Genomic DNA, 12700 nt, shown 5'->3' on the forward strand with positions numbered 1-12700 from the left:
TCAGATCTCTTAAAGAGCCGGGACACGTTTCGTACGCATCCCTCAGTGATATTAGCCACAAATTCATGACCGGAAACACCACATTGCTGTTCGACTACACCCCTGTGGCGAGGGGATTCATCCCCTCACCACAAGGATCTACATCAACAATGCCGAATTCACCGGGTCATTATTCGGAGGGCACGTATTCTACAACTTCCAGATCGAAACCGGATATCGCATTAAATTTCATTGGCGCCGACATCAGGCGCATTTTGCGCACACCGAGGTCACGCAGGATCTGCGAGCCGGCACCGACGATGCTGTAAGTGGTCGGTTTTTTCACCGCCGCCTGATCAGCGGTTTCGCGGATATGGGCCAGCAGCACATCGCCGTCCAGCGGGTGGCCGAGCAACAGCACCACACCGCTGCCGGCCTCGGCCACCGCAGCCATCGCGGCGCGCAGGCTCCAGCGGCCCGGTTGCTTGACCATCAGCAGGTCGCGCAGCGGGTCCATGTTGTGCACGCGAACCAAGGTCGGCTCTTCGGCGCAAACGGTGCCCAGCGTCAGGGCCATGTGCACATCGCCTTCCACCGAATCACGATAGGTCACCAGGTTGAATTGGCCCAGTTCGCTGTCCAGCGGCTGCTCGGCAATCCGCTGAACGGTACGTTCGTGGATCATCCGGTAGTGAATCAGGTCGGCGATGGTGCCGATCTTGATGTTGTGTTCGGCGGCGAACGCTTCCAGCTCAGCGCGACGGGACATGGTGCCGTCGTCGTTCATCACTTCGCAGATCACGCCGCTTGGCTCGAAACCGGCCATGCGCGCCAGGTCGCAGGCGGCTTCGGTGTGACCGGCACGGGCCAGCGTACCGCCAGCCTGGGCCATCAGCGGGAAGATGTGGCCCGGGCTGACGATGTCTTCAGCCTTGGCGTCTTTGGCCGCCGCCGCTTGCACGGTGCGCGCACGGTCGGCGGCGGAGATACCGGTGGTCACGCCTTCGGCAGCTTCGATCGATACGGTGAACTTGGTGCCGAAACCGGAACCGTTGCGTGGCGCCATCAGTGGCAGCTTCAACAGCTCGCAACGCTCGCGGCTCATCGGCATGCAGATCAGGCCACGGGCGTGCTTGGCCATGAAGTTGATGTGCTCGGCCTTGCAGCATTCGGCGGCCATGATCAGGTCGCCTTCGTTCTCGCGGTCTTCGTCATCCATGAGGATGACCATCTTGCCTTGGCGGATGTCTTCAACCAGTTCTTCGATGCTATTGAGCGCCACAAGGCACCCCCTTCAGTCAGGATTTGAGATAGCCGTTGGCGGCCAGAAAGCTTTCAGTGATCGTACCGCCAGGCTTTTGTGAAGAGCCGGGCTCTGCGGCCTTGTCGCCGAGAAGCAAACGCTCCAGATAACGCGCCAGCAAATCGACTTCCAGGTTCACCCGGCGGCCCGGCTTGTAGGAGGCCATGATGGTTTCGCTCAGGGTGTGCGGAATGATCGTCAGCAGGAATTCGGCGCCATCGACCGCGTTCACGGTGAGGCTGGTGCCGTCGACGGTGATCGAGCCTTTATGGGCGATGTACTTGGCCAGTTCTTTCGGCGCGCGGATGCGAAATTCGACGGCGCGGGCATTGTCGCTGCGCGACACCACTTCGCCGATACCGTCGACGTGACCGCTGACCAGATGCCCACCGAGACGGGTGGTCGGGGTCAGGGCTTTTTCCAGATTGACCGGGCTGCCGCTTTTCAGGTCATTCATCGCGGTGCAGTCGAGAGTTTCGCGGCTGACGTCGGCGGCAAAGCCATTGCCCGGCAGTTCAACCGCCGTCAGGCACACGCCGTTGACCGCGATGCTGTCGCCGAGTTTGACGTCGCTCAGGTCGAGCTTGCCGGTTTCGACATGCACCCGCACATCACCGCCCTTGGGGGTCAGTGCGCGGATACTGCCGATGGATTCGATGATGCCGGTAAACATGGGGTTCTCCTTGAGAACGAAGCCAGCGCTAAGGCGATGGCCGGGAATTATACGCTCGCCGAAACGACTGGCGTCGCAGTGACTCGCCAGTCATCGCCAACCGCGCGGATTTCAGTGATTTTCAGCTCGGGAGCGTCCTTCATATAAGCCAGCGGCCAGTCCAGCAACGGCCGTGCCGTGGAGCCGAGAAACTTGCCGGCGATGAAGATCACGAACTCGTCGACCAGACCGAGCTGAGCGAATGCACCAGCCAGACGCGGGCCGGCCTCGACCAGCACTTCGTTGACGCCACGGTTGGCCAGTTCGATGAGCAACTGATGCAGATCGACCTGACCGTCGTCACCCGGCACGATCAGGCATTCCGGGCCATTGGCGTATTGCTCTTCGACCGCCATGCAGGTGGCGACCAGCGCCGGGCCGGCCTTGAAGAACGGCGCATCCAACGGCACCCGCAGGCGCCCATCGATCAGCACCCGCAGCGGCGGACGGCTCATGGCCAGTGCGGTTTGCTCGGCATCCAGCCCCAGTTCGTCGGCGCGCACGGTCAGGCGTGCGCCGTCGGCCAGTACGGTGTCAGCGCCGGTCAATACTACGGCGGCCTGCGCGCGCAAACGCTGCACGGCGGAACGCGCGGCCGGGCCGGTGATCCACTGGCTCTCGCCGCTTTCCATCGCCGTGCGCCCGTCGAGACTCATCGCCAACTTGACCCGCACGAACGGCAAGCCATGTTCCATGCGCTTCAGGAAACCTTGATTGAGCTGGCGCGCCTCGACTTCCAGCACGCCGCTTTCGGTGGCGATGCCGGCATCAGCCAGACGCTGCAAGCCACGCCCGGCGACCTGTGGGTTCGGATCGCGCATCGCGGCGACCACCCGAGCAACCCCGGCAGTCACCAACGCATCGGCGCACGGCGGTGTGCGGCCATGGTGGCTGCACGGTTCAAGGGTCACGTAAGCGGTGGCGCCGCGGGCCAGTTCACCGGCAGCGCGCAGGGCGTGGACCTCGGCGTGGGGTTCGCCGGCGCGCTCGTGAAAGCCTTCGCCGACAATCTGCCCGTCACGCACGATCACGCAGCCAACCCGTGGATTGGGATGGGTGGTGTAGTGGCCCTTGCGCGCCAGTTCCAGCGCGCGCGCCATGAAGTGGGCGTCGAGGATCGCCTGCTCGGCGGCGCGGGTCATTCTTTCACCGGTTCGCGGGCGAGGCGGTCGATCTCTTCACGGAACTCGTTGAGGTCCTGGAAGCGCCGGTACACCGAAGCGAAACGAATGTAGGCCACTTCATCGAGCTTTTGCAGCTCGGCCATCACCAGTTCGCCGACCACGAGGGATTTGACCTCGCGCTCGCCGGTGGCGCGCAACTTGTGCTTGATGTGAACCAGAGAGGATTCGAGGCGCTCGACGCTCACCGGACGTTTCTCCAGCGCGCGTTGCATGCCGGCGCGGAGTTTTTCTTCGTCGAACGGTTGGCGGCTGCCGTCGGTTTTGATCAGGCGCGGCAACACCAGTTCGGCCGTCTCGAATGTCGTGAAACGTTCGCCGCAGGCCAGGCATTCACGCCGGCGGCGCACCTGTTCGCCCTCGGCGACCAGACGCGAGTCGATGACCTTGGTGTCGTTGGCACCGCAGAAGGGACAGTGCATGGTGGCTGGCAACAAAAAAAGGGAGGGCCATGGTAGCGCATCCCGGTGGCAAGACAAGCCATAGGGTTTGCGGTATACAGACTGCCATGATCGTTTGATCCACGGATTTCATTTTCTGGAGCTGCCAATGCCGCTACGACCGCTCGTTTTGCTCAGTCTTTTCGCCCTGCTGGTGGCCTGCGGCAGCGACAAGCCCAAGTCGCAACCGCCAACACCGGGGCCTGCACCACAACAGGCGCAGAAAAAAGCCCGCGAGGCCGCTGACCTCGGCCCGCTGCCGGCCTATCAACGGGAACTGAGCGGCACCCTGCAAGGCGTGCCGGCCGGGGCTGAAGTCGAACTGGCGCTGCTGGTGATCGATGACAAGTCGCGCCCGCAACAACTGCTCGCCAGTTCCAGCCTGATCGGCAACAACCAGATCCTGCCGTTTCGCCTGCGCTTCAATCCGGAAGCCTTCCCGGCCGGCGCACGGGTTGAGCTGCGCGGGCGCGCCACGCAGTCGGGTCAGTTGATCCTGCACCTGCCGTCGCAAACCATCACCCAGCCGACCACTCAGGCGCTGGGCCAGCTGCAATTTGTCAAAGCACCATGACCGTACCGCTCGACCTGCAACAGGCGCTGGGTGAATTGCTCGGTGATGCGCGGCTCAAGGCCTGTGCATTGCCGGGCACCGATTTGCAACTGTGGCTGATCGACGGCGACAACATGGATCGTGAATTCAGCCCGGACGAAACCCGGCGCATCCTTCACGAGCCGCCCTATTGGAGTTTCTGCTGGGCCAGCGGTCTGGCGGTGGCGCGCTATCTGGCGGAGTTTCCCGAGTGGGTGCGCGGCAAACGGGTGCTGGATTTCGGCGCCGGCTCGGGGATTGCCGCGATTGCGGCGGTCAAGTCAGGTGCCCTGGAAGTGGTGGCCTGTGATCTGGATCCGCTGGCGATTACCGCGTGCCGGGCCAACGCTGAACTTAACGATGTGCAGATGAGTTATTCGACGGACTTTTTTTCCGAGGCTGATCGCTTCGATCTGATCCTGGTGGCGGACGTGCTCTACGACCGCGAGAACCTGCCGCTGCTCGACGCGTTTCTCAGCCGTGGCCGCGAGGCGCTGGTGGCGGATTCGCGGGTTCGGGATTTTCGCCATCCGTTGTATGAGCGCATTGAAATGCTTGAGGCGATGACCTTGCCGGATCTGGCGGAGCCGGAAGAGTTCAGACATGTCAGTCTTTACCATGCGCGGCGTGATTGAAATGGTTGAAAGATCGCAGCCTTCGGCAGCTCCTACAGTGGCCGAGTCGAACCGATATTTGTGTTCGACACAGAATCCTGTGGGAGCGAGCTTGCTCGCGAAGGCGTCCTATCAGGCAACACATCTCTAAACCTGCCCCCGCTTCCGGCCACACCCCGCCAAGCCGTATAGTTGCTCCATCCACGCTTTTACGAGATCCCCCATGAGTGAGCAAACGCCGTACATCTTCGACGCCACGACTGCCGATTTCGACCAGTCGGTGATCGAAGCTTCCTTCAACAAACCGGTGCTGGTGGATTTCTGGGCCGAATGGTGTGCGCCGTGCAAGGCGCTGATGCCGATGCTGCAAGGCATTGCCGAGAGCTATCAGGGCGAACTGCTGCTGGCCAAGGTCAACTGCGACATCGAGCAGGACATCGTGGCCCGCTTCGGCATCCGCAGCCTGCCGACGGTGGTGCTGTTCAAGGACGGTCAACCGGTGGACGGTTTTGCCGGTGCGCAACCGGAATCCGCAGTGCGCGCGTTGCTTGAGCCGCATGTACAAATGCCGCCGCCGGCCGCCGCCGATCCGTTCGAACAGGCGCAGGCGCTGTTCGATGAAGGGCGTTTCGCTGACGCGGAAGCGGCGCTGGTGGTCATGCTCACCGAAGACAACAGCAACGCCAAGGCGCTGATCCTCTACGCCCGCTGCCTGACCGAGCGCGGCGAACTGGACGAAGCGCAAACCGTGCTCGACGCGGTCAAGAGCGATGAGCACAAGGCTGCACTGGCCGGGGCCAAGGCGCAGATCAAGTTCCTGGGACTTGCCCGTGATCTGCCGGATGCTGCCGACCTCAAGGCGCGTCTGGCCAAAGATCCGCAGGACGACGAAGCGGTGTATCAACTGGCGATCCAGCAATTGGCGCGTCAGCAATACGAAGCGGCGCTGGAGGCGTTGCTCAAGCTGTTCATCCGTAACCGTAGCTACGGCGAAGGGTTGCCGCACAAGACGTTGCTGCAGGTGTTCGAACTGCTGGGCAACGATCATCCGCTGGTGACCGCTTACCGGCGTAAAGTATTCGCTGCGCTTTATTAAGATCAAAAGATCGCAGCCTTCGGCAGCTCCTACATTTGATCGTGTTCACCGGTATTGCGGACGAACGCTGAAACTGTAGGAGCTGCCGCAGGCTGCGATCTTTTGCGGCTCACTCGACCCAGCTGTAGAGCGGCGTATCGCCGCCGCTCGCCACTTTCACCTGTGAACTGTGGCGCAAGCGCACCAGCAGGCGTTTGCCTGCGGCCGCGCTGCCGGTCAATCCCTCAAGCTGCTCCAGAAGATCTGGCCCGCTGAGTTGCCTGGCCTTGCGCAACAGATCCTGCGCGACCTGCCACAACGCATCGTCCTGGTTCAGTGGTTTCGCTGCCGGCGTGCTCAATGCCGCTTCAGGCTGATCACCCTGCGGCTGCGCGCCAAGGGCTGCGCCGAGCTTCACCCAATCGCTGTCATCCAGCTCCACCGTCAAATCCACCGGCATCGCGCCGACGGTTCCGCGTATCCGCAACATCTGCTTCGCTCCTGCACATTTCTGACCTGCATGCTCCCACGGGACTTGTGCAACGCCAAGCGCACGGGCAAACTCTGCGGAATTTCGTTATAAGATCACATAACAAACTCTTCACTTTACTTTCCGGAGACCGCCATGCGTCGTCTGCTGCTCGCTTTGCCGTTTGCCCTGTTGCCGCTGGCCATCGCCCATGCCGCCGATGAGCACGATCATGACCACGAGCACGGCAGCCTCGGCGCCCACGAACATGGCGTCGGCCGCTTGAACGCCGCACTCGACGGCCAGACCCTGGAGCTGGAACTGGAAAGCCCGGCGATGAACCTGGTGGGCTTCGAACACGCCGCCGCCAGCGACGCCGACAAAGCCAAAGTCGTGGCCGCGCGCACCAAACTGGAAAACCCGCTGGCGCTGTTCAGCCTGCCAGCCGCCGCCGGTTGCAAGGTCACCAGCCAGGAACTGGAAAGCCCGCTGTTCGGCGACAAGCCGGCTGCCGCCGAGCATGACGATGATGACCACGACGAAGATGCCAAGGGCGGTGAAGCGCATCACCACGATCACAGCGAAATCCACGCGCACTATCAGTTCAGTTGTGCTGCACCGGGTGCCGTGAAGACCCTGGATCTGGCGAACCTCTTCAATACCTTCCCGGCGACCCAGAAAATTCAGGTACAACTGATCGGCCCGAGCGGCCAGCAGGGTACGGAAGTGACGGCCAAGGCGGCTGCCCTGAAATTCTGAATCCTGTATAGATCCCCTGTAGGAGCTGTCGAGTGAAACGAGGCTGCGATCTTTTGATCTTGCTTTTAAAGAACAGGATCAAAAGATCGCAGCCTTCGGCAGCTCCTACAGGGTTATGTGTTCAACCATGAAACTGGTGCCATGACCCAAGCACTCATCGAACTGTCCGACCTGGGCTTCAACTGGCCCGGTCACCCGCCGCTGCTGGACATCCCGGCGTTTCGCCTGGAGCCGGGCGAAACCCTGTTCCTCAAAGGCCCCAGCGGCAGTGGCAAGACCACCCTGCTCGGCCTGCTCGGTGGCGTGCAGAAACCCGGGCGCGGCAGCATTCGCCTGCTCGGCCAGGAACTGACCGAGCTGGGTGCCGGCGCCCGTGACCGCTTTCGTGTCGATCACACCGGCTACATCTTCCAGCAGTTCAACCTGCTGCCGTTTCTCTCGGTGCGTGAGAACGTCGAGTTGCCGTGTCACTTCTCCAAACTGCGTGCCGAACGGGCGAAACAGCGTCACGGCAGCGTCGATCAGGCCGCCGCCACCCTGCTCGCCCACTTGGGCCTGAAGGATGAAAGCATCCTCGGTCGTCGCGCCGATTCGCTGTCGATCGGTCAACAGCAACGGGTCGCTGCCGCTCGTGCCTTGATCGGCCAACCGGAACTGGTGATCGCCGACGAACCGACCTCGGCGCTGGATTACGACGCCCGGGAAAACTTCATTCGCTTGCTGTTCGCCGAATGCCGCGAGGCCGGTTCCAGCCTGTTGTTCGTCAGCCACGACCAGAGCCTGGCGCCGCTGTTCGACCGTCACCTGTCCCTGGCCGAGCTCAATCGCGCCGCCACGTCTGCCGAGGTCTGAGATGTATCTGTTTCGTCTGGCCATGGCCAGCCTGGCCAACCGCCGCTTTACCGCCCTGCTCACCGCGTTCGCGATAGCCCTGTCGGTGTGCCTGTTGCTCGCCGTCGAGCGCGTGCGCACCGAGGCCAAGGCCAGTTTCGCCAGCACCATCAGCGGCACCGACCTGATCGTCGGCGCCCGCTCCGGCTCGGTGAACTTGCTGCTGTACTCGGTGTTCCGCATCGGCAACGCGACCAACAACATCCGTTGGGACAGCTTCGAACATTTCGCCAGCAACCCGAAAGTGAAATGGGCGATCCCGATGTCCCTCGGCGACTCCCATCGCGGCTACCGGGTGATGGGCACCACCGAAGCCTATTTCGAGCATTACCAGTACGGTCGCCAGCAGCACCTGGAACTGGCCGACGGCCGCGCCTTCGCCACCGATCCGTTCGAAGTGGTGCTCGGCGCCGAAGTGGCCGAGGCGCTGCATTACAAGCTCGGCGACCAACTGGTGCTGGCCCATGGTGTGGCGGCTATCAGTCTGGTCAAACACGACGACAAACCGTTCACCGTGGTCGGCATTCTCAAGCGCACCGGCACGCCGGTAGATCGCACGTTGCACATCAGCCTCGGCGGCATGGAGGCGATTCACATCGACTGGCACAACGGCGTGCCGGCGCGCGGCAACGGTCGGATCACCGCAGATCAGGCGCGCAACATGGACCTGACGCCACAGGCGATCACCGCGTTCATGCTCGGCCTCAACAGCAAGATTTCCACCTTCGCCCTGCAACGCGAGATCAATGAGTTCCGTGGCGAGCCGATGCTGGCGATCCTGCCGGGCGTGGCCTTGCAGGAGTTGTGGAGCCTGATGAGCACCGCTGAAAAGGCGCTGTTCGTGGTCTCGCTGTTCGTGGTGCTGACCGGGTTGATCGGCATGCTCACGGCGATTCTCACCAGCCTCAACGAGCGTCGCCGCGAGATGGCGATTCTGCGTTCGGTCGGTGCGCGGCCGTGGCACATCGCGAGTCTGCTGGTGCTGGAGGCCTTCGCCCTGGCGCTGACCGGAGTGATCGCGGGGCTGGCGTTGCTGTACATCGGCATCGCCGCCGCGCAGGACTACGTGCAGGCCAATTACGGGCTGTATCTGCCGCTGGCGTGGCCGAGCGAGTATGAATGGACGCTGCTCGGTGGCATTCTGGCGGCCGCGCTGCTGATGGGCAGCGTGCCGGCCTGGCGCGCGTATCGCCAATCCCTGGCCGATGGCCTGTCGATCCGTTTATGAGGATGTTCACCATGCCCCGCGCCGTGCTTGCGCTGCTGTTGCTGGTCGCCCTGCCTGTGTCGGCAGCGGCGCCGAAAGACCTGACCTGGTCGGAGATGATCCCGCCAGACGCCGCGCCGGAAGTGCCGAACATGACGCCGTTGCACGACATGTCGAAGATGAGTGATGCGCTGTCCGCCGAGTCGGCGCCGGCGGCGAAACAGGACATGCCCAACGCGCCGGTGGTGCAGAGTCTCGACGGGCAGAACATCCGCCTGCCGGGTTACATCGTGCCGCTGGAAGTCAACGAAGAGGGCCGCACCACCGATTTCCTGCTGGTGCCGTATTTCGGCGCTTGCATCCATGTGCCGCCACCGCCATCGAACCAGATCGTGCATGTGAAAAGCGAGCTGGGCGTGAAGCTCGACGAGCTGTATCAGCCGTACTGGGTCGAGGGACCGTTGCAGGTCAAGGCGTCCAGCAGCGAACTGGCCGATGCCGGGTATCAGATGGCGGCGGACAAGATTTATGTGTATGAGCTGCCGGAGTGAAATCCGGCAGTTTTAAAGTCAAAAGATCGCAGCCTTCGGCAGTTCCTACAGGGGATCGCATTTCAACTGTAGGAGCTGCCGAAGGCTGCGATCTTTTGGGGCCATCACTGTTTCATTGAGCTGAGTCAAAAGACCGTATCAGTTGGCTTCATACCATAGGACATCAGACATTTTTAACGTCCTTTTGGAGCCCCCATGAACAAGTCCTTGCTCAGCGCCTCGCTGTTTGCCCTCGCGCTCGCAGCCCCGCTCGCCCACGCTCACGAAGCCGGCGACATCATCGTTCGCGCCGGCGCGATCACCGTCAACCCGAAGGCCGACAGCTCCAGCGTCAAGGTCGATCAGGGTCCGCTGAGCGGCACCAACCTGGGCGGCAAGGCGACCATGAGCAGCGACACCCAACTGGGTCTGAACTTCGCTTACATGCTGACCAACAACATCGGTATCGAGTTGCTGGCGGCCTCGCCGTTCGAGCATGACGTGAAAATCAAAGGCACCGCGCTGCCAGCCGCCAACGGCAAACTCGGCACTCTGAAACACCTGCCGCCCACCCTCAGCGTCGTGTACTACCCGCTGGATGCGAAATCGCCGTTCCAGCCGTACATCGGTGGCGGCATCAACTACACCTGGATCTACGATGAGCACGTCGGCAGCGAAGCCCAGTCCAATGGCTTCAGCAACTTCAAGGCGAAAAACTCCTGGGGCCTGGCCTGGCAGGTCGGCGCTGACTACATGCTGACCGACAACATCATGCTCAACGCCCAGGTGCGCTACATCGACATCGACACCCGCGCGACTGTCGAGAATAACGCGGTGGCACCGGGCACCCGTGCCAAGGTCAATGTTGATGTCGATCCGTTTGTGTACATGGTGGGTCTGGGCTACAAGTTCTAAGGCAGATTCAACCAGGAACGTTCACGTGGTGGTGAATGAGGCTTTGGGTGAGCAGGCTTAGAACTGACGACGATCACTTCTTGATCGATCGGGGATAAATCCCCTCGCCACAGGATTAGCGACAAATTCCGGCCGTGAAAAAGGCGCCTGTAACAAGGCGCCTTTTTCATGTCTGCGGTAAACCTATTTGCCGAGCAACCGCGCCAGCCCCACACGCATCGGCGTCGGCTCTGGCAGCTTGAAGCGTTGCAGCAAACGCGCGTTGTTCGCCCGCGAATGACGGATGTCACCGGAACGTGCCGGGCCGTAGCTGATCGGAGGTAACTCGCCGACCACGTCTTGCAGCGCCTGCAGCATCTGCTTGAGGTTCATCGCCTGATTCCAGCCGACGTTCATCGCGCCCACTTCCACTTCAGGCTTGTCAATTGCCTGCACCAGCACGTCGACCAGATCCTCGACATAGAGGAAATCGCGGGTCTGCTCGCCATCGCCGAACACCGTGATCGGCAGGCCTTTCTGTGCCCGCTCGCTGAAAATGCTGATGACCCCGGAGTACGGCGAGGACGGATCCTGGCGTGGGCCGAAGATGTTGAAGAAGCGGAAGATCACCGGCTCCAGGCCATGCTGGCGACGGTAGAAATCGAAGTAATGCTCGCCGGCCAGTTTGTCCGAGGCATACGGGGTCAACGGGGCTTTTGGCGTGTCTTCGTCGATCGACTCGCCTTCACCGTTGTTGCCGTACACCGCTGCGCTCGAGGCGTAGAGCACACGCTTGACCCCGGCCTGGCGCATGGCTTCGCAGACATTCAGGGTGCCGATGAAATTGCTCTGGTGCGTCTTCACCGGATCGTCCACCGACGCCTGCACCGAGGCCACTGCCGCCAGATGCGCGACGGCGCTGCAGCCTTGCATAGCCTGCGCGACCAGCGCGGCATCGGCGACGTCACCGACGATCAGTTCGACCTGTGGATTATCCAGCGGCAGGTTGCTGCGTTTGCCGGTCGACAGATCATCGAGAATCCGCACCGAGTGGCCGGTGGCGAGCAACGCGTCAGTCAGGTGCGAGCCGATGAAACCGGCGCCGCCGGTGATTAAAACAGGGCCTTCAGCCATGACGATAAAACCTATCCAGTAAAGCCGGGAGCGCGGCGCGCCAGGCGCGGGGCTTGATCCCGAAAGTGTGCAGAATTTTCTTGCAGGCGAGCACCGCGTGCTGCGGCTCCTCGGCGGCGTCCGGCCGCGCGGCGTGGGCCTGAGCGGTCGGTGCTTCGATTGCCAGCGGATGCAGGCTGCGCGCTTCGGTCAGAATCGCCTGCCCGAGTGCCAGCGGCGTGGTCGCTTCGTGGCCGGCGTAATGGTAAGTGCCCCACAGCGGCGCCGCGCAATCGAGTTGCTTGAGCACCGAAATGATCACCCGTGCCGCGTCATCCACCGGGGTCGGATTGCCCCGGCGGTCATCGGCCATGAGCAATTCGTCCGGTTGTTCGGCGCGGGCAAGGAAGCGCCCAAGGGTGCCTTCAGGGCTGTCATCGAGCAGCCAGCCGAAGCGCAACAACACGTGCTGCGGGCAGGTGGCGCGGACACTTTGTTCGATGCGCCACAGCGCCTGCCCGCGCAGGCCCAGCGGCACCGGCTCGTCTTTTTCGCTGTAGGCGGTCGCCCGCGAACCGTCGAACACCCGATAGCTGGAAGGCTGCACAAGGATGATGTTGTGGTGCTGGCACAGCTCGGCCAGTCGCTCGATGGCACGTTCCTGGCCGGCCAGACGGCTTTCGCTGACGGTCTCGGCCTGGAACCAGTCGAAATAGTAGGCGAGATTGATCAACGCATCCGGACGGGTATCGTCGAGCAGTTGCGTCAGGCTCGCGGCATCCCAGCCGTCTTCTGGCGGGCGGGGGGCGAGGAAACCGATGTCTTCTTCCGCACCGAGGCGAATCAGCGCCTGCCCAAGGGCATTTCCGCCGCCCAGTAACATAAGGCGCATTCGCATAGAGTCAGCAGGCCCAGTCTGATTGGAACGATGGCTTTAGCGA

Annotated in this window: 15 protein-coding genes; 8 read left to right on the top strand and 7 right to left on the bottom strand. The window is 62.3% G+C overall.

From position 1 onward, the window contains the following. Positions 1 to 169: 169 nt before the first annotated feature. From ribBA to nrdR, 4 genes are read right to left on the bottom strand one after another with little or no spacing between them, the layout of a single operon-like run. Positions 170 to 1261, bottom strand: coding sequence for a bifunctional 3,4-dihydroxy-2-butanone-4-phosphate synthase/GTP cyclohydrolase II (gene ribBA, locus JN524_RS21495; protein ID WP_007966103.1), 1092 nt, complete (start codon positions 1259 to 1261; stop codon positions 170 to 172). A gap of 16 nt (positions 1262 to 1277) precedes the next feature. Continuing rightward, a complete protein-coding gene (locus JN524_RS21500; protein WP_202370625.1) occupies positions 1278 to 1955 on the bottom strand; it encodes a riboflavin synthase in 678 nt (225 codons plus the stop codon). Between the two features lie 47 nt (positions 1956 to 2002). Beyond that, positions 2003 to 3136 carry a bifunctional diaminohydroxyphosphoribosylaminopyrimidine deaminase/5-amino-6-(5-phosphoribosylamino)uracil reductase RibD gene (gene ribD, locus JN524_RS21505; RefSeq protein WP_202370626.1) on the bottom strand — a complete coding sequence of 378 codons (1134 nt, stop codon included), beginning with the start codon at positions 3134 to 3136 and terminating at the stop codon, positions 2003 to 2005. Next, positions 3133 to 3597, bottom strand: a complete 465-nt coding sequence (gene nrdR / locus JN524_RS21510; protein WP_003228656.1) for a transcriptional regulator NrdR — start codon at positions 3595 to 3597, stop codon at positions 3133 to 3135. The genes ribD and nrdR overlap by 4 nt, the downstream gene beginning before the upstream one ends. 127 nt (positions 3598 to 3724) lie before the next feature. Between nrdR and JN524_RS21515 the strand changes: the two genes are divergently transcribed. From JN524_RS21515 to trxA, 3 genes are all read left to right on the top strand, one after another. Further along, positions 3725 to 4189, top strand: coding sequence for a YbaY family lipoprotein (locus tag JN524_RS21515; RefSeq protein WP_202370627.1), 465 nt, complete (start codon positions 3725 to 3727; stop codon positions 4187 to 4189). Further along, positions 4186 to 4842, top strand: coding sequence for a class I SAM-dependent methyltransferase (locus JN524_RS21520; protein ID WP_202370628.1), 657 nt, complete (start codon positions 4186 to 4188; stop codon positions 4840 to 4842). The genes JN524_RS21515 and JN524_RS21520 overlap by 4 nt, the downstream gene beginning before the upstream one ends. 202 nt (positions 4843 to 5044) lie before the next feature. Next, the gene (gene trxA, locus JN524_RS21525; RefSeq protein ID WP_202370629.1) at positions 5045 to 5917 is read left to right on the top strand and encodes a thioredoxin; all 873 of its coding nucleotides are present in this window, start codon (positions 5045 to 5047) and stop codon (positions 5915 to 5917) included. Between the two features lie 109 nt (positions 5918 to 6026). Here trxA and JN524_RS21530 read toward each other — a convergent pair whose 3' ends face one another. Continuing rightward, the gene (locus JN524_RS21530) at positions 6027 to 6386 is read right to left on the bottom strand and encodes a hypothetical protein (RefSeq protein ID WP_202370630.1); all 360 of its coding nucleotides are present in this window, start codon (positions 6384 to 6386) and stop codon (positions 6027 to 6029) included. 135 nt (positions 6387 to 6521) lie between these two features. Between JN524_RS21530 and JN524_RS21535 the strand changes: the two genes are divergently transcribed. The 5 genes from JN524_RS21535 (at position 6522) to JN524_RS21555 (ending at position 10667) form a co-directional block, all read left to right on the top strand. After that, the gene (locus tag JN524_RS21535; protein WP_202370631.1) at positions 6522 to 7124 is read left to right on the top strand and encodes a DUF2796 domain-containing protein; all 603 of its coding nucleotides are present in this window, start codon (positions 6522 to 6524) and stop codon (positions 7122 to 7124) included. A gap of 141 nt (positions 7125 to 7265) precedes the next feature. Beyond that, a complete protein-coding gene (locus JN524_RS21540) occupies positions 7266 to 7976 on the top strand; it encodes an ABC transporter ATP-binding protein (RefSeq protein ID WP_007966120.1) in 711 nt (236 codons plus the stop codon). 1 nt (position 7977) lies between these two features. Further along, entirely contained in the window at positions 7978 to 9243 is a 1266-nt protein-coding gene (locus JN524_RS21545; protein ID WP_202370632.1) for an ABC transporter permease, read from the top strand. Positions 9244 to 9254: 11 nt separating this feature from the next. Beyond that, the gene (locus tag JN524_RS21550; protein ID WP_202370633.1) at positions 9255 to 9773 is read left to right on the top strand and encodes a DUF3299 domain-containing protein; all 519 of its coding nucleotides are present in this window, start codon (positions 9255 to 9257) and stop codon (positions 9771 to 9773) included. 195 nt (positions 9774 to 9968) lie between these two features. Beyond that, complete coding sequence (locus JN524_RS21555) at positions 9969 to 10667, top strand: OmpW/AlkL family protein (protein ID WP_096796335.1); 699 nt, start codon at positions 9969 to 9971, stop codon at positions 10665 to 10667. A 183-nt stretch (positions 10668 to 10850) separates the two neighbouring features. Here the strand turns inward: JN524_RS21555 and JN524_RS21560 are convergent, their stop codons facing one another. Together JN524_RS21560 and JN524_RS21565 are read right to left on the bottom strand one after the other, a co-directional pair. Continuing rightward, the gene (locus JN524_RS21560; RefSeq protein ID WP_202370634.1) at positions 10851 to 11780 is read right to left on the bottom strand and encodes an NAD-dependent epimerase/dehydratase family protein; all 930 of its coding nucleotides are present in this window, start codon (positions 11778 to 11780) and stop codon (positions 10851 to 10853) included. Further along, entirely contained in the window at positions 11773 to 12657 is an 885-nt protein-coding gene (locus tag JN524_RS21565; protein ID WP_041074483.1) for a sugar nucleotide-binding protein, read from the bottom strand. The genes JN524_RS21560 and JN524_RS21565 overlap by 8 nt, the downstream gene beginning before the upstream one ends. Between the last annotated feature and the right edge of the window lie 43 nt (positions 12658 to 12700).

Source organism: Pseudomonas sp. MWU318, assembly GCF_016756945.1.
Lineage (GTDB): Bacteria > Pseudomonadota > Gammaproteobacteria > Pseudomonadales > Pseudomonadaceae > Aquipseudomonas > Aquipseudomonas putida_A.

Coding starts and splice junctions, on each gene's coding strand:
- JN524_RS21560 (WP_202370634.1), bottom strand. CDS start 11,780: ATGGCTGAAGGCCCTGTTTTAATCACCGGCGGCGCCGGTTTCATCGGC.
- JN524_RS21515 (WP_202370627.1), top strand. CDS start 3,725: ATGCCGCTACGACCGCTCGTTTTGCTCAGTCTTTTCGCCCTGCTGGTG.
- trxA (WP_202370629.1), top strand. CDS start 5,045: ATGAGTGAGCAAACGCCGTACATCTTCGACGCCACGACTGCCGATTTC.
- JN524_RS21555 (WP_096796335.1), top strand. CDS start 9,969: ATGAACAAGTCCTTGCTCAGCGCCTCGCTGTTTGCCCTCGCGCTCGCA.
- JN524_RS21565 (WP_041074483.1), bottom strand. CDS start 12,657: ATGCGAATGCGCCTTATGTTACTGGGCGGCGGAAATGCCCTTGGGCAG.
- JN524_RS21545 (WP_202370632.1), top strand. CDS start 7,978: ATGTATCTGTTTCGTCTGGCCATGGCCAGCCTGGCCAACCGCCGCTTT.
- ribD (WP_202370626.1), bottom strand. CDS start 3,136: ATGACCCGCGCCGCCGAGCAGGCGATCCTCGACGCCCACTTCATGGCG.
- JN524_RS21535 (WP_202370631.1), top strand. CDS start 6,522: ATGCGTCGTCTGCTGCTCGCTTTGCCGTTTGCCCTGTTGCCGCTGGCC.
- JN524_RS21540 (WP_007966120.1), top strand. CDS start 7,266: ATGACCCAAGCACTCATCGAACTGTCCGACCTGGGCTTCAACTGGCCC.
- JN524_RS21500 (WP_202370625.1), bottom strand. CDS start 1,955: ATGTTTACCGGCATCATCGAATCCATCGGCAGTATCCGCGCACTGACC.
- JN524_RS21530 (WP_202370630.1), bottom strand. CDS start 6,386: ATGTTGCGGATACGCGGAACCGTCGGCGCGATGCCGGTGGATTTGACG.
- JN524_RS21520 (WP_202370628.1), top strand. CDS start 4,186: ATGACCGTACCGCTCGACCTGCAACAGGCGCTGGGTGAATTGCTCGGT.
- nrdR (WP_003228656.1), bottom strand. CDS start 3,597: ATGCACTGTCCCTTCTGCGGTGCCAACGACACCAAGGTCATCGACTCG.
- JN524_RS21550 (WP_202370633.1), top strand. CDS start 9,255: ATGCCCCGCGCCGTGCTTGCGCTGCTGTTGCTGGTCGCCCTGCCTGTG.